At 38.0% G+C, this 18,728-nt stretch carries 16 protein-coding genes; 15 read left to right on the top strand and 1 reads right to left on the bottom strand.

Annotated elements, in window-relative coordinates; all coding sequences use genetic code 11:
• Nucleotides 1-227 precede the first annotated feature (227 nt).
• From GQR56_RS14145 to GQR56_RS14095, 11 genes are all read left to right on the top strand, one after another.
• The gene (locus GQR56_RS14145) at nucleotides 228-1,301 is read left to right on the top strand and encodes a phosphoribosyltransferase domain-containing protein (RefSeq protein ID WP_024610993.1); all 1,074 of its coding nucleotides are present in this window, start codon (nucleotides 228-230) and stop codon (nucleotides 1,299-1,301) included.
• A gap of 23 nt (nucleotides 1,302-1,324) precedes the next feature.
• Nucleotides 1,325-2,068 carry an HAD family hydrolase gene (locus GQR56_RS14140; RefSeq protein ID WP_166112577.1) on the top strand — a complete coding sequence of 248 codons (744 nt, stop codon included), beginning with the start codon at nucleotides 1,325-1,327 and terminating at the stop codon, nucleotides 2,066-2,068.
• Nucleotides 2,065-3,153 (top strand): cysteine protease StiP family protein, encoded by a 1,089-nt coding sequence (locus GQR56_RS14135; RefSeq protein ID WP_166112574.1) that lies wholly within the window; start codon nucleotides 2,065-2,067, stop codon nucleotides 3,151-3,153. Before GQR56_RS14140 ends, GQR56_RS14135 begins: the two co-directional genes overlap by 4 nt.
• A gap of 2 nt (nucleotides 3,154-3,155) precedes the next feature.
• Nucleotides 3,156-3,767, top strand: coding sequence for an HAD family hydrolase (locus tag GQR56_RS14130; protein ID WP_166112571.1), 612 nt, complete (start codon nucleotides 3,156-3,158; stop codon nucleotides 3,765-3,767).
• Between the two features lie 11 nt (nucleotides 3,768-3,778).
• Entirely contained in the window at nucleotides 3,779-4,234 is a 456-nt protein-coding gene (locus GQR56_RS14125; RefSeq protein WP_166112568.1) for a TerB family tellurite resistance protein, read from the top strand.
• A gap of 149 nt (nucleotides 4,235-4,383) precedes the next feature.
• Nucleotides 4,384-5,034 (top strand): VWA domain-containing protein, encoded by a 651-nt coding sequence (locus GQR56_RS14120; protein WP_024610998.1) that lies wholly within the window; start codon nucleotides 4,384-4,386, stop codon nucleotides 5,032-5,034.
• Between the two features lie 9 nt (nucleotides 5,035-5,043).
• Nucleotides 5,044-5,688 carry a VWA domain-containing protein gene (locus tag GQR56_RS14115; RefSeq protein ID WP_024610999.1) on the top strand — a complete coding sequence of 215 codons (645 nt, stop codon included), beginning with the start codon at nucleotides 5,044-5,046 and terminating at the stop codon, nucleotides 5,686-5,688.
• Nucleotides 5,689-5,697: 9 nt separating this feature from the next.
• On the top strand, nucleotides 5,698-6,762 hold the full coding sequence (locus tag GQR56_RS14110; protein WP_166112565.1) for a TerY-C metal binding domain-containing protein: 1,065 nt from the start codon (nucleotides 5,698-5,700) through the stop codon (nucleotides 6,760-6,762).
• Nucleotides 6,762-8,228, top strand: coding sequence for a PP2C family serine/threonine-protein phosphatase (locus tag GQR56_RS14105; RefSeq protein WP_166112562.1), 1,467 nt, complete (start codon nucleotides 6,762-6,764; stop codon nucleotides 8,226-8,228). The genes GQR56_RS14110 and GQR56_RS14105 overlap by 1 nt, the downstream gene beginning before the upstream one ends.
• 3 nt (nucleotides 8,229-8,231) lie before the next feature.
• On the top strand, nucleotides 8,232-9,731 hold the full coding sequence (locus GQR56_RS14100) for a kinase (protein ID WP_166112559.1): 1,500 nt from the start codon (nucleotides 8,232-8,234) through the stop codon (nucleotides 9,729-9,731).
• Nucleotides 9,732-9,802: 71 nt separating this feature from the next.
• Nucleotides 9,803-10,609, top strand: a complete 807-nt coding sequence (locus GQR56_RS14095) for a hypothetical protein (RefSeq protein ID WP_166112556.1) — start codon at nucleotides 9,803-9,805, stop codon at nucleotides 10,607-10,609.
• A gap of 201 nt (nucleotides 10,610-10,810) precedes the next feature.
• Here GQR56_RS14095 and GQR56_RS14090 read toward each other — a convergent pair whose 3' ends face one another.
• Nucleotides 10,811-11,539, bottom strand: a complete 729-nt coding sequence (locus tag GQR56_RS14090; protein ID WP_007585186.1) for an NUDIX domain-containing protein — start codon at nucleotides 11,537-11,539, stop codon at nucleotides 10,811-10,813.
• Between the two features lie 364 nt (nucleotides 11,540-11,903).
• Between GQR56_RS14090 and GQR56_RS14085 the strand changes: the two genes are divergently transcribed.
• The 4 genes from GQR56_RS14085 to GQR56_RS14070 all read left to right on the top strand — a co-directional run bounded on the left by GQR56_RS14085 (nucleotide 11,904) and on the right by GQR56_RS14070 (nucleotide 18,727).
• Nucleotides 11,904-13,259 carry an MFS transporter gene (locus tag GQR56_RS14085; protein WP_007585185.1) on the top strand — a complete coding sequence of 452 codons (1,356 nt, stop codon included), beginning with the start codon at nucleotides 11,904-11,906 and terminating at the stop codon, nucleotides 13,257-13,259.
• A 62-nt stretch (nucleotides 13,260-13,321) separates the two neighbouring features.
• Nucleotides 13,322-14,389, top strand: a complete 1,068-nt coding sequence (locus GQR56_RS14080) for a glycoside hydrolase family 43 protein (protein ID WP_166112553.1) — start codon at nucleotides 13,322-13,324, stop codon at nucleotides 14,387-14,389.
• Between the two features lie 387 nt (nucleotides 14,390-14,776).
• Entirely contained in the window at nucleotides 14,777-17,806 is a 3,030-nt protein-coding gene (locus GQR56_RS14075; protein WP_166112550.1) for a TonB-dependent receptor, read from the top strand.
• A gap of 177 nt (nucleotides 17,807-17,983) precedes the next feature.
• A complete protein-coding gene (locus GQR56_RS14070; protein ID WP_166112547.1) occupies nucleotides 17,984-18,727 on the top strand; it encodes a SapC family protein in 744 nt (247 codons plus the stop codon).
• Nucleotide 18,728: the final 1 nt, after the last annotated feature.

The following is an 18,728-nucleotide window of genomic DNA, read 5'->3' as shown; positions in this document are numbered from 1 at the left end:
TGCCTTGTTACAGCGCCTTTTTACAATTGCTATTATTGACCGCTTATTTAGTGCACTAGATATAGCATTAGTAATATTTATATAATTGAAGTGGCTTGTAAAAAGCGGCACACATTAATTTAAACACACACAATTGACTTATAAATGTATTAAAAAATTTTCAGTTAAACAGGAGCGTAATAGCAACTGGGATTTTTATAAGCATACAGAAAATATAACTGGAAAATATGAAACATATCTACGACATTAAAGCCGGTACTCTCTCGTTAAAAACGGCTGAAGAAAGAACAACACTAGATCGTATTTTGACATTTGCTTGTCGAGAAAATCCTAAACGCCATTTTATTTTAGTAAATAAATTAATAGGACGTTACACCCCAACAGCTCCTAAAGTAATGAGACAAACTTACAACCAATTAGCCGAAAAGATAGGCGAAGGGTCTCAAACCTATGTTGTAAGTTTTGCTGAAGCGGCAACCGGTTTAGGTGCAGGTGTTGCTGACAGTTTGGCTCACACCCAAAATGATGATGTTTATTTTCAACACACTACAAGGCATAAACTAGATGAAAAACTATGGTTTACTGTAGATGAAGAACATAGCCACGCAGTTAATCACATGTTTTACCAACCAAGTGAAAATTTATTAAACTCTATAATTAAATCTAAACGACTTGTTATAGTTGATGATGAAATTACCACTGGGCGCACTATTAAGGTTTTGCTTTTAAAAATACTTCCTTACTTACCCGATTTAGAAGAAATAGTAGTTACGTCAATCGTAGATTTAATGGGCGAACAAAACTATTTACATGACTTAAATTTGGATATTCCAATTCGTTATGTCTCCTTACTCAAAGCTAATATTAGTTTAGATAAAGACCCTGATTTTAATCCTCAGCTCCCTGATAAAGTAAATTCTAAGCTCTCTAATGCGGCCTCTGCAAATGATACCGGCAGGTGTGGTTTATTAATGCCTTACAAAGAAAAAATAAAGAGCATTAATACATCTCAAAGTACGGTAGTTATTGCCGATGGAGAACATCAATATATTCCATTTTTATTAGCCGAAAGACTTGAAAATAAAGGGGTGGAAGTGGTTTTTCAATCTATTAATCGGTCGCCAATATTACTGTGCGATACAATCGTTAATAAGCATAGAATTACTACAGTAGAAAACGACACTGAACATTATTTATATAATTTTTTCCCTGAAAACAAATCAATATTTGTAGTGAGTGAAAAAAATTATGAAGGGCTACTATTTACTGATGGGGTTAAATACCACGAATGGAAATGCTAGCACAGCACACCTCAAGGCTGTTTGTGTTTACTGATTTAGACGACACATTGTTTAAAAGCCTAAAAAACACAAAAGGTGACTTATCTTTTGTGGCAACAACAAATAACCAAGGTGAGCCTCAAGGGTATTCTTCGTTACAGCAACAAAAATTGCTTAATATTTTTGAAGCCGCAGGTGGCGTATTTATACCAGTAACAGGCAGAAGAACAGATTCGTTTTTAAATTGCAGCTTACCTGCTATTAAAAATACACCGTATGCGGTGGTATCGCATGGCGCCGTTATATTAGATCAAAATCATGCATTGCTAGAGCAATGGCACGCATTTATTAACGCAGAGTTTAACTTAGCATTATTGCAAAGCGAGTTAGTAAAAACGTTTGATCATCTACATAATTATTTTACAGCATTAGACAGTTCATTGCGGGTAAGGCTTATTGTTGATCAAGGCATTACAGCTTATGTGTGTGTTAAAGTATCAAGAAGTGATTACAGCGAAAATAAAGCCAAAGAGGTTGATTCGTATTTAAAAAGCATACTTCCAAATGACATGTTATTGCACAGCAATGGACGTAATTTTGCGATATTACCACCTTATGCAAGAAAAGAAATTGCGGTTAAGTTTATTAAAGATAAATTGAAGATAGGAGAGCATGATACGGTGTTTAGTATTGGCGACAGTAATAGTGATTTACCTTTTATGAAAGAGTCTGATTTTTTAATTGCTCCCAACGGTTCGCAAATTTTAGACAAGGAGCAATATCAATGAAAACTCCATTAATGGGTAGTTATCCAGAACATGATTGCTTGTTCTTATTAAAAAAAATAAAACCAGAATTTCATTCTATCGAAGATAAAGAACGCTTAATTCAAACAGGACAATTGCATTACTCTCAAATGGTTAGCCAAGAAAGTAAGCCAACTCCTGAATATGAAAAATTATTTCATGATTTAACAGCAAAATATAAACACAAATTAGCTGAAGAAATTCTTAATCTATCGTGCCTCATTTCCAATAATGTTAAGCAAGATGTGTGCATTGTTTCTTTAGTTAGAGCGGGTACACCTATTGGCGTGCTTGTTAATAAAGGTATAAACAACTACTCACAATATAACTCAACGCACTACTCAATTAGCATTGTTCGCGATAAAGGTATTGATGTTAATGCTTTAGATTATCTTATTTTTGATTTAAAAATACCTCCTCAAAGCATTGTATTTATTGATGGTTGGACTGCCAAAGGGGTTATTACTAAAGAGCTTAAAAAAGCGATTGAAGATTATAATGCTAGCCGTAAAGTTAATATAAGCAACACGTTATATGTTGTATCCGACATAGGTGGAACCGCTGACTACAGCGTTACTTTTGAGGACTATGCAATACCCAGTGCGTTAATGAACTCAACAGTAAGTGGTTTAATTAGTCGCTCAGTTATTAATGATCAGATTAAAAAAGATGATTTTCATGGCTGTATTTCGTATGAGCATTTAGCTCAATATGATTATTCAAATTGGTTTATTTCTGAAATTTCCAATTGCTTTAAAGCGGTATATTATAAACTAGCAGCCGTGCCAGATGAGCAACAAAGAGAAGCGCGTAATCAGCTAACTCAAAATTATATTCGCTTATTAATGAACAAATTTAGCGTGACCGATATAAACAGAATTAAACCCGGTATAGCAGAAGCAACACGAGTAATGTTACGCAGAGTACCTGACCTTTTGATTGTAAATGATGCGAGTAACCCAAATACCGCGCATTTGATTACAATAGCCAACGAAAAGAGCATTGAGATCTGTGTATTACCCGAAATGCCATTTGGTGCGTGTGCACTTATAAAAGATGTAGATTAGTTATGAAAAAAATAGCAGTATTTGATTTTGATGAAACATTGGTTAAAGAAAACTCTTTGAGTTTTTTGTTCAAGTATTTTTTAGGTAGAAGACCTCTTTTTACTTATCTTTTACCCATTGTAGCAAAACGAAAAGTATCTAGAAAAATTATAAAAAATGAAATTAAACAGCATTTCTATATGCTTTCTTTAAATAATAAAAGCAACGAACTGGTATTTGAAGCGGGTGTAAACACAGCCGAAAAATTAACCCCTATTAAGCCAGTGCTAGAGCGAATGATGGACTTGCATGCTCAAGGGGTAGAAATTTGGATTATTACCGCTTCGCCCCAATACTTTATTGAAGGCATAGTTAATAAACTACAATGGCCCGTTGAAAGAGTAATTGGTACATTATTGAAAGAAGATGATAATGTACTAAATGGGTTAATTGGTACAGAGTGTCAAATTGAAGAAAAAGTAGCGCGATTTAACTCGTTAATTGCGAGCGAAAAGTTAACGTGCTCAGTTGAAGAGGCATACGGTAATTTACCCGTAGATATACCCATGTTAGAGCTCGCTGAAAAAAAGTTTTATGTAAAAAAAGGGCAATTAAGTCCGTTTATAAACAATTAATGGAGAATAGTATGAGTTTTTGGAATAACGTTAAAGAAAAAATAAGCGATGCAAACGACAGTTTACAAAAAAACATCGGACAATTTAAAAACAAAAAATTTGCAGATGCTTCAATGGCTATATGTGCTTTAGTTGCAGCGGCTGATGGCGATATTGACGCAGACGAGCGTAAAAAAACGGCTGGTTTTATTGTGTCTAACGAGTCTTTAAAGGTTTTTTCTGCTTCTGATTTAAAAGAGAAGTTTGACTTTTATTGCAACAAATTAGAAGCCGATTACGACTTTGGTAAAATAGAAGCAATTCAAGCTTTGAGCGCGTTAAAAGGTAAACCAGACCAAGCGCGTGCGTGTATTCAGTTAGGTATTGTTATTGGCGGTGCTGATGGCGATTTTGACGCAGACGAAAAACGTGCAATTAAAGAAGCGTGTAATGCGGTAGGTATTGCACCATCTGAGTTTGATTTGTAAATCAGTTACAAAAATTAATGTGTAGAGAAGGTAGTAAACAAATATGCTAACAAATTAATAATGACAACTATCACTTTGTGTTATTAGTTTATGTTTAACTGCTTTATCTACGCATGAGTTTTCGTTAATTATCTATTAAGGAACTCATTATGAGGCGTTTACCAGTATACCTATTATTAGACACATCTGGCTCAATGTATGGAGAGCCAATTGAATCAGTAAAAAATGGTTTAGAAACCTTACTCTCATCACTTCGCCAAGACCCTTACGCACTAGAAACTGCATTTTTATCAATAATTGAATTTAACACTAAAGCCGTTCAGTCAGTGCCTCTTACTGATTTAATGTCGTTTCAATCACCCGATTTAACGCCTTCAGGCACCACATCGCTTGGGGCTGCACTTACTTTACTTGCTAATAAAGTGAATGAAGAAGTTAAAACAACAACGCTTGACGAAAAAGGCGATTGGCGACCACTCGTTTTTGTATTTAGTGATGGTGGTGCAACCGACGATTTTCAAAAAGGTATCGATGATTTAAAAGCAACAAAAATGGGTATTATAGTTGCTTGCGCTGCTGGTCATCATGCAAAAATAGATGAGCTTACAAGAATAACTGAAAATGTTGTGCATCTTGAAAATGCAGACTCTAAAGCAATTTCAGCCTTTTTTGAGTGGGTATCTGCAAGTATTTCTACAAACTCTCAAAAAGTAGAAAATGGCGAATCAGAAGCGTCTCAACTATCGGATCTTCCGCCGCCACCACCTGAAATTAACTTAGTTGATTTAACCAAAAAATAGGAGTCAGTAATGAGTCGACGTTTACCTGTATACCTCTTAATTGATAGCTCTGGTTCTATGCAAGGCGAGCCTATTCATGCTGTTAACGTAGGTATTAGTTCAATGCTAACCGCGTTAAGACAAGACCCTTACGCGCTTGAATCTGTGTATTTATCGTTAATTACATTTGATCGTGAAGTGAAAGAAATCTTACCTTTAACACCGCTCGAAAGTGCGCAATTTTCAGAGATTGAATTACCTAAATCGGGTGCTACTCACATGGGAGAAGCTCTGGAATTTGTTGTTGATAAAGTAGCAAAAAATGTAATTAAATCCTCAGATGATACTAAAGGCGACTTTAGACCCATGCTGTTTATTATGACCGATGGCTCACCATCAGATTTAATGGTGTTTAAAGAAAGCCTACCAAAAGTTAAGGCAAGTAACTTTGCTGAAATAATTGCGTGTGCTGCGGGTCCTAAAGCAAAACCTGAGTTTTTAAAGCAATTAACAAGTAATGTTGTTGTGTTAGATAACATGGAAAGTTCGGCATTTTCACAATTTTTTAAATGGGTAAGTGATTCTATAGCAGCCGGCTCAATGAGCTCAGGTGTAGATGGACCACTGGAGAACTCGCTACCACCTCCACCGCCGGAGTTTCAAATCGTATTATAAGGAAATAGCATGCGCAGATTACCGATATTTTTTGTAATAGATGTATCAGAGTCAATGACTGGAGAGCCAATTGAATTGATGGAAAAAGGAATCGAAAATATCGTTTCTTCTTTGCGTCAAGATCCTCATTCATTAGAAACTGTTTTTATTAGCGTTATAGCATTTGCCGGCAAAGCTAAAACAATTGCTCCCTTAGTTGATTTGATTTCTTTTTATCCGCCTAAAATTCCTGTTGGTGGCGGTACATCTTTAGGTAGCGCATTAAATGTATTAATGGATGAAATAGATACCAATGTAAAAAAAACCACATATGAAACACGTGGTGATTGGGAACCTATTGTTTTTCTTATAACTGATGGAAAACCAACAGACGATCCAAGCCAGGCAATTACGCGTTGGCAAGATAAGTACGCTAAAAATGCCAGCCTTATTGCCATTACGTTGGGCTTAAATGCAGATGTTGATATATTAAATCAAGTTGCAAACCCCGTGTTAGCGTTGGAAAATACCGATAAAAATCAGTTCTTTAAATTTATTGAATGGGTAAGTGCATCTGTTAAAGCACAAAGCCAAATGATAGAGCTAGATAATAAAAATTCTCCCGTATCTCTAGAAAAAGTAAGTAACGCTGGCTTAAGAATAATGGGTAATACAAGCGAGCTTAACAACCATGAGGCGAGTGCGTCTGATTCAAGTTGTGTAACATTAACGGGTCGTTGTTCAAGCAATCGTCGTCCTTATTTAATTAAATACGCTAAACCAAAACTTGTTGAAGGGATGGAGCGTTTTATTCAAAATCATCAGTATTATCACCTCGAAGGTGCCTATAAATTAGAAGAAAGTTACTTTGAATGGTCTTCTGATAATTACGTTGCACAGAGCGTCGATACTTCTTCACTTGATGGTATTCCGCCTTGCCCGCAATGCGGTAATCAGTCAGCTTTTGCAATGTGCGGTTGTGGTAAATTATTGTGCATTGGCGACGAAGATATTGTTATGTGTCCGTGGTGCGAAAAAAGCATTAAGTTTAGTCAAGGAAGCGGTGACTTTTCTATTACGCGAGGTCAGGGCTAATGAGTAAAGTAAAGCTCGAACAAGCATTATTAGACATTTTACTCCAAGCCTCACTTACAAATACAAAACAGTCATTTGTTCAAAAGCGAGCTAACCAACATTTAGATCAAACCGTTGTACAGCATCATATAAATGCATTGCTTAATGAGCTAACGCCATTAGTAAAAAATGACAAAAGTATGGTGCGTCTAACAACAGAGGGCGCTAAATTGCATAAAAAAAATAACAACTTAAGTGTAAATAAACAAATACCGCCTTTGGTTATTAATGTCCGCTTGCCTAACCTTAAAGCTAATACGCTGTTTTTTGAATCGATATCTCTTGCGAGTGAAACTGATGCAAAGATCAGCTTTTTTCAAACCAAAAGTATTGATGAGTTTGAGGGCGTAGAATTTGATGCAGATAAATTAACGTTGTCTGGCACAACAACTCAAGTTGGCGATCATCAGTTTGATTTATACGGCTCCACACCGCTTGCTAATGGGCAGGTTCAGGGTGTGGTTGTAAGAGTAAAAGTAACTATTGTGCCCGATCCAAAATCACTGTGGAAAAATATCCCCTCAGACGACACTGCTCGTTTTCATAAACCAGACACACACCACGCATATTGTGAAAATAGCAGCATGTTGTTAATGGGTAGCAGTGTAAGGGGGCGCTCGCATGCTCATAAAGGCATTCATCGCGATGACGATTTTAAACTTTACTGCGACGACTCATCTGAATGGATTATTAGCTGTGTTGCTGATGGTGCAGGTTCGTGCAAATATTCGCGCCAAGGCGCATTTGTTGCCGTAAACAATGCAACCGATTCACTTAAAGAATCTTTAAATGGACATTACGGCACCGCACTTGAAAAAGCGTATAACGACTTCTCTAATGATAGTAACGAAGAAAACCAAAAATCATTACTCGAAGCCTACCAGCATACTATCGTAAAAGCCGTTTTTAGTGCCGCTAAAGCAATAAACAATAGTGTTGATGCAAACCAAGGCGACAGTATAAAAGACTTCTCTACAACATTAATACTTGCCGCGCATAAAAAAGTGGCAGGTGGCTACCTCGTTATCTCTTTTTGGATTGGGGATGGTGGTATTGCCATATACGATAAAAATAAAAAAGTAGTATTAATGGGCGAACCAGACAGTGGTGAATTTGCTGGGCAAACGCGATTTTTAGATAACAAAATATTTGACGATGGCAGTGTTTACAGGCGCGTTAGAATCGAAAAGGTTGAATCTATGAGTGCGCTTATTCTTGCCACCGATGGGATCACCGATGCATGGTTTGAAACAGAAAAACAACTAGATTCACTAACTCATTGGGACCGACTATGGAATGAGTTAGAGCCTCATGTTACAAACAAAAACCGTAAAGATGGCTTACAAGGTTTAACCCAGTGGATGGATTTTTGGTCAAAGGGTAACCATGACGATCGTACAATTTCTGTTTGCCTCGTTAAGGAGTGATTTATGGCAGTTATTAAAATAAACGCACTTGATGGTTCTGTTGTAGAATTTGTTGATGAGATCATTGGCTCAGGTGCAATGAAAGATGTGTACTTTAGCCCTTGCAAATCCTACGTGGTCGCTTTTTACAGAGACGAGCTAGATCATGCAAGCATAGAACGATTAGAAATGATCACGGGTCGGTATCGCGAAAGTATTTTTCAGCATGAAACCGGTGATTACTGGAAAAGCTTTTTTTGTTGGCCTGAAAAAATTGTTGAACACGACGGTCGAATAGGCGTTGTTGTACCCTCGTATCAGGCGCATTTTTTCTTTGATTATGGCTCAGTTAATAATGACTTTTTAAATATCAAAGGCAAAGAAAAACAAGGTAAATGGTTTGCATCGGCAAATAACCAAAACCGTTTTCTTGATAACCGAGAAAAAGGGGATTGGTCTAAATACCTAAAAATATCCCTTACTATTGCCAGAGCCGTACGCAGATTACATGCAGCAGGGCTTGCTCACTCTGATTTAAGTTATAAAAATGTGCTTGTGTCGCCTGTAGAGGGACTTGCGACCATCATTGATGTTGATGGTTTGGTTGTACCAGGAAAGTACCCGCCAGACGTAGTAGGCACACCTGATTTTATTGCACCTGAGGTGGTAGCCACAGCGCACCTATCTAAAACAGACCCAGCGAGGTGTTTACCAAATATATCAACAGATAGACACGCGTTAGCTGTTTTAATTTATAACTACTTATTACTACGCCACCCTTTGCGAGGCGACAAAGTAAGAGACTTAGACCCGCAAAAAGACGAAACCTTATCCATGGGCGAAAAAGCTTTATTTGTAGAGCACCCTACAAACGCCGACAACCGAATAAAACTAGAAAGAGTAAAACCAACCGAGCTACCTTGGAAAGACACCAACAAACTACCTTACTCAATTACCGGTCCATACATAAGTAAGTTATTTGAAAGAGCTTTTATTGACGGGCTTCATTCGCCACAGAGCCGACCAACTGCTGATGAATGGGAAAGCGCATTAATTAAATCGATTGATTTGATTCAGCCATGCGTTAACGCAGAGTGCAAACAAGGCTGGTATATTTTTGATAATACACTCTCGCCAACATGCCCTTTTTGCGGTACCAAGTACAACGGGTTACTTCCTGTAATTAACTTTTATTCTGAAAGAGAAAAAGGGCGCTTTGTTTCTGATGACCACAGGTTAATGGTTTACACAAACCAATCATTATACAGATGGCACACCAATCGTTTTGTAACACCAAACGAAAGGCTGCAAGCACATGATAAAAAGCGACAAGGCTATTTTGTTTTTCATAATCACGCTTGGTATTTGGTAAACGAAAATATGCCTCACCTAATAAATGCAACCACAAAAGAAAGTTACCCAGTAGGAAGTCAGATTCAAATTACAGATGGGATTAATTTACTCATTGGTAATGAAAGAGGTGACCGATTATTAAATATTCAAATGGTTGATAGTGACTGTTGATTAAATCTTTACATGTATATTTTTAGTTGGGTATACAGTAACTAAAACACTAATTTTCTATAGGAAGGAAAATGATAAATAAAAAAGTTTTGTTTGCAGCAGGCGCCGGTGTAGGCGGTTTAGCGAGTGCAATTTTGGCGCATATTACAGGTATTCTTGAATCAGCCTTTAGTAGTTGGGTTTTTACAGGAGCGCTTGATGCTGCATTAATTGGTGCATCCCTTGTTTATGTTCAAAATTACTACCAAAGCAATTCATGGGATAACACCAATAAAATATTTAATGGTGCATCTAAAGGGCTTGGTATAGGTGCTGCTGGTGGCTTATTAGCATTTTTATCAATGAATATGTTATCTGATGAGATGGGGCGACTTATTGGTTGGAGTATTAGTGGAGCCGCAGCAGGTTATGTTGCCTCATTAAGAATACCTAATTTAAAAGCACAAGTAGCGTTAATTGCCGGTGCAGTAGGTGGTGCAATTGGGCTTGTTGTAATGAACTTAGGTTTAAGCTACACCATGGGCGTTATTGTAACCGGCGCTGTAATTGGGCTTATGGTTGCAACATCAGAAGAGGTATTTAGAAAAGCATCAATTAACGTCACATTAAAGCCCGTTGGTACTGGCGTTTCATTAGCAAAAGCACACAGCTTTAATTTAACACTTGGTGCAGATCCTATTTTAATTGGTTTTACAGACGACATGGACATTAAGCTTACAAGCAGCGGGATTGCGATGCAAAAGCAAATAGGCAGTATTTCTATTGAAGGCAACGACGTGTTTTTTAACTCAGACATTGATAACAGTAAAGTTAAAATAGCAAAAGACAGAGGCTTTAGCATTGAAAACTGTGAAGTAAGCTTGCAAGGTATTAGCTAACGTTTATTTTTGATATACAACATAATTTAACTATTTAACTATTTAATTATGTTGTATATTATCAAGTTTTATATCAATAACTAAAACTTGATAAACACTTTTATTTAATCTACCGAGTAGGCTAATAGCATAATCTAAAAAAAGAGGGGGTTGTATTTATTTCCCCGTTTCAATGTTTAATACTGCAATTATTCATTGTATTTAAAACTCAAATGTAAAACCAAACTCTCTTAATTTTTCGTACACGTTTATGTCAAAACGATAAAGCGTTGCGGCTCTGTGAGCTACGTTGGTTTGTTTTTCTTTGCAGTTTATTAATAAGTTCATTTTTTGAAACTTACGTCTAAAGTTAGGTTTATCGAGTGATTTATTTAAAATCGACTCGTAAATTCCTTGTAGCTCAAGCAGGGTGAATTTTTCAGGGAGTAAGCTAAAACCAATAGGCTCGTGTCTTACTTTGTAGCGTAAGTAGTCTAAGCCGCTTTTTAAAATATCAGCATGGTCAAACATTAAAGCCGGTACACTATTTACATCAAACCATTCACACTCTAAAGCATTGTCGCCGCTCACAAGGTTGGTTTCTTCAAAGCGAACGAGCGAATAATAAACAATGGTAATAATACGTCTGGCAGGGTAGCGGTCTACGTTACCAAAAGCACCTAACTGATCTAAGTACAGGTTTTCAACACCGGTCGTACTTTTAACAACACGCAGAGCTGCAAGGTCTAAGTTTTCATCTTTACGAACCCAATGACCAATTAAACCCCATTGGCTTGTTGCAAGGCCTCGATTATATTTAACCAGCAACACCTTTAACTTACCTTCATGAATAGCAAATACAATATTATCTACGGTTAGATTACTAATGCAGTCATCAGGAATCGATTCTTCGTCGATGTTGTTAGAAATGTTTGATGTTTTATAGTGCATAAATTACTCAGCCAAAGCTATACGAAGATATTGTTATAAAGACTATTAAGGGTATATAAAAGGTGGGTAAAGCGCAAATAAAAAGCTTTTATAATTCCTATTTAAAACAATCACATCTATTTAATTAATCACTTTATACACTGTACCTGTTTTTACGCGTTAACGCCGATATTCGACTTTGGCTTGGTATTGGTTTTTTATTGAACGAATAATACCTTTGTATGTTAGTAAATTTAACGCTTAATTAGCGCCATGTATTAAATAAATTACTGGCTGATTAAAAATGTAACATAAATGTTTACATCCGCTAAAAATGCATATAGTATTTTTGACTATATCGATTTGCATTGAAAATTGAGCACACATGAACAACACAAAACACACACTCACAATTAAAGAAAAAATAGGGTACGGCCTTGGTGATACAGCCAGTAATATTGTATTTCAAATGGTCGCTAACTTTATGTTGATATTTTATACCGATGTTTACGGTTTATCTGCAGCCGCTGCGGGTACCTTATTATTAGCGGTTCGTTTATTTGATGGTATTACCGACCCTATAATGGGCAGCATTGCCGATAGAACGCGCAGCCGTTGGGGGTCTTACCGCCCATATATATTATTTTTAGCCGTGCCTTACGGTGTGTTTGCTTGCTTAGCATTTATAACCCCCGATTTTGATTCTACGGGCAAGCTTATATATGCCTACTTTACTTACGGGCTATTAATGACGTGTTATACCGCTATTAATATACCTTATGGCGCACTTGGCGCAGTAATGACAAACGACCCTAAAGAGCGTGCATCGCTTCAGTCATATCGATTTGCAATGGCAATGGCTGCACTGCTTGTAATTGTATGGGCACTGCCTAAGCTGGTTGCTTTTTTTGGCGACGGCGACGATGTAGTAGGTTACCCACTAGCCATGGTGTTTTTAGGCGGACTTGCAGCGGCTTGTTTTTTACTGTGTTTTAAAATGACCAAAGAAACCAAACAAGTTAAACCCGCGCAAAGTAAAAAGAATGCCTTTCTTGAGTTTTTAAGCTTATTTAAAAACGATCAATGGGTTGTAATAGCCGTTATAAGCCTAGCAACATTAATATTAATTGGCGTTAGAGCCTCTGTAGCACCACATTATATTAAGTACTACGTAGGAGAAGCCTCACTTACTTCTAACTTTTTAACACTCTCAGCAATTGGCTCAGTACTAGGGGCTGTGTCTACCAACTTTTTAACCAAATTTATTGAAAAGAAAACACTATTTATAGTCGCTTTAGTTGTCGTAATTATTTCTCACAGCATGTTTTACGTACTTGAGAGCGACGCTATAGTCACCATTTTTATCGTCTACTTTATTGCTAACTTTGCCCACATGATAATTACCCCAATTATGTTTTCGATGGTGGCAGATACGGTTGACTACGGGGCATTAAAAATTGGTCGCAGATTAACCGCCGTTACGTTTTCGGGTCATTTATTGGCAATAAAACTAGGCTTTGCAATTGGCGGTGCTATTGCAGGGTGGATATTATCTGGCTATGCATACGTGCCTAATCAAGAGCAATCAGAACACACGTTATCAGGCATTTTACTCGCCTTTGCTGGTATTCCAGTAATTTGTACCGTGGCATGTTTAATTTTTATAACACGTTACAAACTTACCGAGCCTGAAGTAAAGCGCATTCAAACGCAGCTGGCTGATAACAAAACCATAAACTAATTTAGCAGTCCACTTTGCACCTTTTAAAAGTGCAAAGTGGGCAGGCAATACTAGGAGTGAAAATGCAAAATACAGCACAAGCAGCACCCCCATCTAATGGATTAAGTGACGCTGAACTTAAACAGTTAAAAGACTTACAACGAGCCAACTCGTTAATACAAAATCATAATGTATTAGTTGATCACATGTATACCGCCGATCCGTCTGCGCATGTGTTTAACGGCAAAGTGTATATTTATCCGTCGCACGACATTGAATCAAAAAATGAAATTAATGATAACGGCGACCACTTTGCAATGCGCGACTACCATGTGTTTTCGCTGGACGAAAACTCAGGCAAAGCCATAGATCATGGCGTAGCACTTTGTGTAGACGACGTAAAATGGGCAAGCAAGCAAATGTGGGCACCCGATGCAGCGCATAAACTTGGTCAGTATTACCTTTATTTTCCGGCGCGCGATCAGCAAGGTATTTTTAGAATTGGCGTTGCAAAAAGTGACAGTCCAACAGGTCCATTTAAAGCCGAAGACGATTATATTCAAGGAACATTTAGTATTGACCCTGCTGTATTTGAAGATGACGACTCAAGCCATTATTTGTATTTTGGTGGTTTGTGGGGTGGCCAATTACAAAATTGGCAAACGAGCGAATTTAACAAAGAAAACACGTATCCAAAAATTGGTGAAGCTGCAATCCCTGCGCGTGTTGCAAAATTATCTGAAGATATGATCAGCCTAAGCGAAGACGTAAAAGAGGTTATTGTACTTGATGAGAGCGGCTTACCAATAACAGTATGCGATAACAACCGCCGCTTTTTTGAAGGCCCTTGGGTACACAAACACAACAGTGTTTATTACTTTTCGTATTCAACAGGTGATACGCACAAAATTGTATACGCAACGGGCAATAACCCATACGGACCATTTACCTATCAGGGCGTTATTTTAAACCCAGTACTTGGTTGGACCACGCACCACTCAATTGTTAAGCACAATGATGGTTGGTTTTTATTTTATCACGACAGTACGTTGTCGGGCGGACAAACCCATTTACGCAGTATGAAAATGGCTAAGCTTGAGCACGACTCAAACGGAAAAATCCAAACAATAAGCCCATATGAACACGCTTAATATAAATAGTTACAAACAATGCAAATTATCTGCGTGAGCACTGCAACGCCTTTTATTTGCATTAAAAAGATATAGTCAATATGACCATTTATTTATTTTGTTAATGGTCTAAATAAGAGGAAGCTGAGGACATATGAAAAAATGAAAACATTTTAAAGTAAAAAATAGCACAAAGAATTAGCATAAACATGCTGTTATTTAAAGATTTATTAGTTAAGTAGCACATGTTTAAAACTGGTTGTGGTCTTTGTAAAACGTTTAAAACATACACACACAATAATTATTTATTGACCGTAAAATGAAACAAATAGTTTACAATTATGTTTCGAGTAATTCTTAAAGTCTTGCAGTACGTCAATAATAATTTAATAAGAAAAAGGCATCATGATGTTTAAGAAAAAGATAATTTCAACAGCCATACTCGCTGCAATGGGTACCGTTACGCTTCCTCACCAAAGCTACGCTGCAGAAACCGTTGCCGATGAAGATGTAGAAATAATACAAGTAACAGGCATTAGAGGTTCATTGCAGCGCTCTATGGATGTTAAACGCGATTCTTCTGGTATTGTCGATGCAATTTCGGCTGAGGATATGGGGAAATTTCCTGATACCAATCTTGCTGAATCACTACAACGTATTACCGGCGTATCAATAGATAGAGCGGGCGGTGAAGGTAGCCGCGTAACAGTCCGTGGATTTGGACCTGCTAATAACTTAATTACAATTAATGGTCGCCAACTTCCAAATACAACAGGTGACCGTACATTTGATTTTGCAAATGTCGCATCTGAAAGCGTATCGGGCGTGCAAGTTTATAAAACATCAGACGCAAGTGTTACTTCAGGTGGCATTGGTGCAACTATAAACTTAACAACCAACAGACCCTTAAATAGCCCAGGTATAAAAGCATCGTTTGGCGTTAAAGCTGTAGACGATCAATCTACCGACGAGGGTAGCATTACACCAGAGGTAAGCGGTTTATATTCGCAAACATTTGGGGATGACAAGTTTGGTATTTCGATTTCAGGTAGCTACCAAGACCGTGAAAGCGGTATGCAACAGTTTATTCAAGATCAAGGCTACAGAGCATCTGATTACACAAATACAGGATGGGGCGGCGTACCTGCAGGCGCTGAAGGCGGAACAAACAGACCTACATCAGGCATTTACTCAAACCCGCAACAACCACGTTATGTGTTTGAAGAGCGTCAACGTGAACGTGTAAATGGTCAGTTGGTATTTCAATATCAACCTGTTGAAAATATTACAGCAACCCTTGATTACACGGGCTTTAAAACAACCGTTGAAGAGCAGCACACTGATGCTTCAGTATGGTTTAACTACGCTGGCGACAGAAGTGAATCTGTTTGGGCGGGCGAGCCTAACGCGTATCCACTTATTTACTCAGAAATTTATGACATTCAAAGTGATGCCGACTACCGCGATACGTCGCTTACGGTAGGTTCTTGGGGTCGCGAAGAAAAAACAGATTCATTAGGCTTTAACCTAGAATGGGCGGTATCGGATCAGCTTAACCTAGAATTTGATCATCACAGTTCAAAAGCATCAATGAAAGCAACTGATCCACGCCACGGTACACGTAATAATATTCAGTTACCGTCGTACACTCGTTCGCGTACAGGGCTTGATTTAACCGGTGACTTACCAGGTATTGCTATTGGTAACATTGAAAATTTCACGCCAGAAACCATGCGTTTATCGGGTAGCTGGTTTGCAAACGACAAATACGATTCAGAAATCGATCAAACACAAATCTCAGGTAAGTACTTCTTTGACGACAGTTTAAGTATTGATTTTGGCGTTGCGGTTAATAAAGTAAATAACCATTATCGTCATACGCAAGTACAGCGCCCAGATTGGGGTGGAGTTGGTGTTGAGGGCGACTTTGCTGATATCGATTGGCGCCAAGATACTATTTTAGATAAGTTTCAAGCTAAAGCGGGTAATTTTGAAGGCACTGCAACACAAGGCGAATATGATTTATTTAATACAATCTTTTTTGCCGACTTTGACGCGATTGTAAATGCAGCAGAGTACGCAGATCCGATTGCCAACGTAGATAACCTTTACGGTGATTGTAAAGCAGCCGACGGCGCAGCGGCAGGACCAAACGGGGAAGGACAATTTTGTGCCTCAACCGATTGGGATGCAGCAACAAACCGCTTTACTGAAGAAAAAACGCAGTCTGCTTTTGCACAAGTAAATTACAAAGGCGAATTGAGCGGCATGTTCTTCGATCTACAAGTTGGCTTACGCTACGAAAAAACAGACGTATATTCTAAAGCAACCGCACCCGGCTACAGCCGCGTAGAATGGAACGAAGATACAGCCACATCAGTAACGGGTGTTACCGGTATTGAAACGCTAAGCCAGTCGGCAGATTACAGCCAGTTCCTGCCAAATATTAATTTTAATATTGAAGTTGTTGAAGATGTAATGATTCGCGCAGCAGCAAGCAAAACTATTTCAAGAGCGGGTTATGGTCAGCTGCAAGGCGGCACAACTATTAATACCGGCGGTAGTTTAAGTGGTTATTCGGGTGGGTCTGGTAATCCAGGACTTAAACCGCTTGAATCAATTAACTACGACTTATCAAGTGAATGGTATTACGGCGAAGGAAGCTATATTTCGTTTGGTTACTTTAAAAAAGACGTAACAAACTGGATAACTACAGGCACTATCGACTCAAATATATTTAACTTAGCGGATCCATTAAATGGTGAAAAATTTAGAGCTGCATCAAGTGCTCTAGGTGGTAATGCATCTAACGAAGACATCAGAAATTACATATTTGAAAACTTTGCTGATGATCCAAATGTGCAACCTAAATTTGATGAAGATGGTGAGTTAGACGGCGGCACAATTGTTGGTGACCCAGACTCAGATGATCCAATTAACTTTAGAATAAACGTGCCTGTAAATGGCGACCAAGAATACACCATTGATGGCTTTGAATTTAATATTCAGCACTTATTTGGTGAGTCAGGCTTTGGCGGTATTTTCAACTACACCATGGTTGACTCGGGTCTTGAATACGACAACGATTCGCTAGAGGATACAGAAGCACTCGTAGGGTTAAGTGATACTGCAAACGTGGTGTTCTTTTACGATAAAGAAGGCTTACAAGCACGTATTGCGTATAACTGGCGCGACTCGTTTTTAAATGAACGTCGTGTAAATGGCGATTTAACCGCACCAATTTACACCGATGAGTATTACCAAATAGACTTTAACGTAAGTTACGAAGTACCAGCAGTAGAGGGACTTACTGTATTTATTGAAGGTATAAACATTACCGACGAGTACGTAACATCGTACGGGCGTAAGCAACAGTTGATTTATAACATCACTCAAACAGGCTCTCGTTACGGTTTAGGTGTTCGTTATAATTTTTAATAAATTACCCTTGTAGCAACCTTATAAAAGCCGCATTTTGCGGCTTTTTTATTTGCCTAAATTAACCTAGTAATAATAATATCCAGCTGTTATAGTCAATGTGAATTTAACTTATTAGTTACATTTAATGTGTAGCAATAGGTAAAGGCACACAACAACAATTGGAGCACACAATCCATGGCCAATCATGCATTATTAAATAATGTTGAACATCAGCATTTAAAAATAAACCCTGCACGCAGCACACACCTAGGTGACGGGGTTTGGTACAGCGAAACATTTGTGAGTGAATTTAGAGTCGCTCAAGCACATTACCCAATATTTTTTACCAAAGACGATACAACAAATACATTTTCGCCGGTGTGTTTATACGGCATAAACAAAGACGAAAACTTATTTTTAGTAAACCAACAATGGCAAGCACACTACATTCCGCTCAGCATGCAGCGACTGCCTTTTGCTATTGCGACTCAAAATACAATGCAAAACGGTGTAGCAACGCAAGAGCGCATGCTTAGTATTGATTTAGACTCGCCAAAAGTGTCAACAAAGCAGGGTATTAACTTATTTTTAGAACACGGCGGGAATAGTGATTACCTCGAAAATATAATAAACGTGCTCGACAGCCTTCATCACGGCCTACAACAAAACCAGCCCTTTATTAAAACCTTAATTAAACATGGTTTGCTTGAATCGGTATCGCTAGAGCTTGATTTAGTAAACGGGCTTAAACATAACTTACTTGGTTTTTATACCATAAACGAAGAGTCGCTTAACCAGCTAAGTAGCGATGCAATTACACAGCTGCATTCGCAAGGATATTTAGCGTGTATATACATGATCATTGCATCGCAAGTACATGTGCGTGATTTAGTGGCGCTTAAAAACGAGCAACTTATGCTACAAAAGCACGCTGTGTAAG

It is taken from the genome of Pseudoalteromonas sp. Z9A5, from assembly GCF_011378875.1.
Lineage (GTDB): Bacteria > Pseudomonadota > Gammaproteobacteria > Enterobacterales > Alteromonadaceae > Pseudoalteromonas.
The sequence above is the reverse complement of the archived record's forward strand: the minus strand, read 5'-3'. Positions and strand labels throughout refer to the sequence as shown.

What these genes read in the sequence shown, in the direction of transcription:
- GQR56_RS14145 (WP_024610993.1), top strand. Translation starts at nt 228, where the DNA reads ATGAAACATATCTACGACATTAAAGCCGGTACTCTCTCGTTAAAAACG.
- GQR56_RS14135 (WP_166112574.1), top strand. Translation starts at nt 2,065, where the DNA reads ATGAAAACTCCATTAATGGGTAGTTATCCAGAACATGATTGCTTGTTC.
- GQR56_RS14130 (WP_166112571.1), top strand. Translation starts at nt 3,156, where the DNA reads ATGAAAAAAATAGCAGTATTTGATTTTGATGAAACATTGGTTAAAGAA.
- GQR56_RS14125 (WP_166112568.1), top strand. Translation starts at nt 3,779, where the DNA reads ATGAGTTTTTGGAATAACGTTAAAGAAAAAATAAGCGATGCAAACGAC.
- GQR56_RS14120 (WP_024610998.1), top strand. Translation starts at nt 4,384, where the DNA reads ATGAGGCGTTTACCAGTATACCTATTATTAGACACATCTGGCTCAATG.
- GQR56_RS14115 (WP_024610999.1), top strand. Translation starts at nt 5,044, where the DNA reads ATGAGTCGACGTTTACCTGTATACCTCTTAATTGATAGCTCTGGTTCT.
- GQR56_RS14110 (WP_166112565.1), top strand. Translation starts at nt 5,698, where the DNA reads ATGCGCAGATTACCGATATTTTTTGTAATAGATGTATCAGAGTCAATG.
- GQR56_RS14105 (WP_166112562.1), top strand. Translation starts at nt 6,762, where the DNA reads ATGAGTAAAGTAAAGCTCGAACAAGCATTATTAGACATTTTACTCCAA.
- GQR56_RS14100 (WP_166112559.1), top strand. Translation starts at nt 8,232, where the DNA reads ATGGCAGTTATTAAAATAAACGCACTTGATGGTTCTGTTGTAGAATTT.
- GQR56_RS14095 (WP_166112556.1), top strand. Translation starts at nt 9,803, where the DNA reads ATGATAAATAAAAAAGTTTTGTTTGCAGCAGGCGCCGGTGTAGGCGGT.
- GQR56_RS14090 (WP_007585186.1), bottom strand. Translation starts at nt 11,539, where the DNA reads ATGCACTATAAAACATCAAACATTTCTAACAACATCGACGAAGAATCG.
- GQR56_RS14085 (WP_007585185.1), top strand. Translation starts at nt 11,904, where the DNA reads ATGAACAACACAAAACACACACTCACAATTAAAGAAAAAATAGGGTAC.
- GQR56_RS14080 (WP_166112553.1), top strand. Translation starts at nt 13,322, where the DNA reads ATGCAAAATACAGCACAAGCAGCACCCCCATCTAATGGATTAAGTGAC.
- GQR56_RS14075 (WP_166112550.1), top strand. Translation starts at nt 14,777, where the DNA reads ATGTTTAAGAAAAAGATAATTTCAACAGCCATACTCGCTGCAATGGGT.
- GQR56_RS14070 (WP_166112547.1), top strand. Translation starts at nt 17,984, where the DNA reads ATGGCCAATCATGCATTATTAAATAATGTTGAACATCAGCATTTAAAA.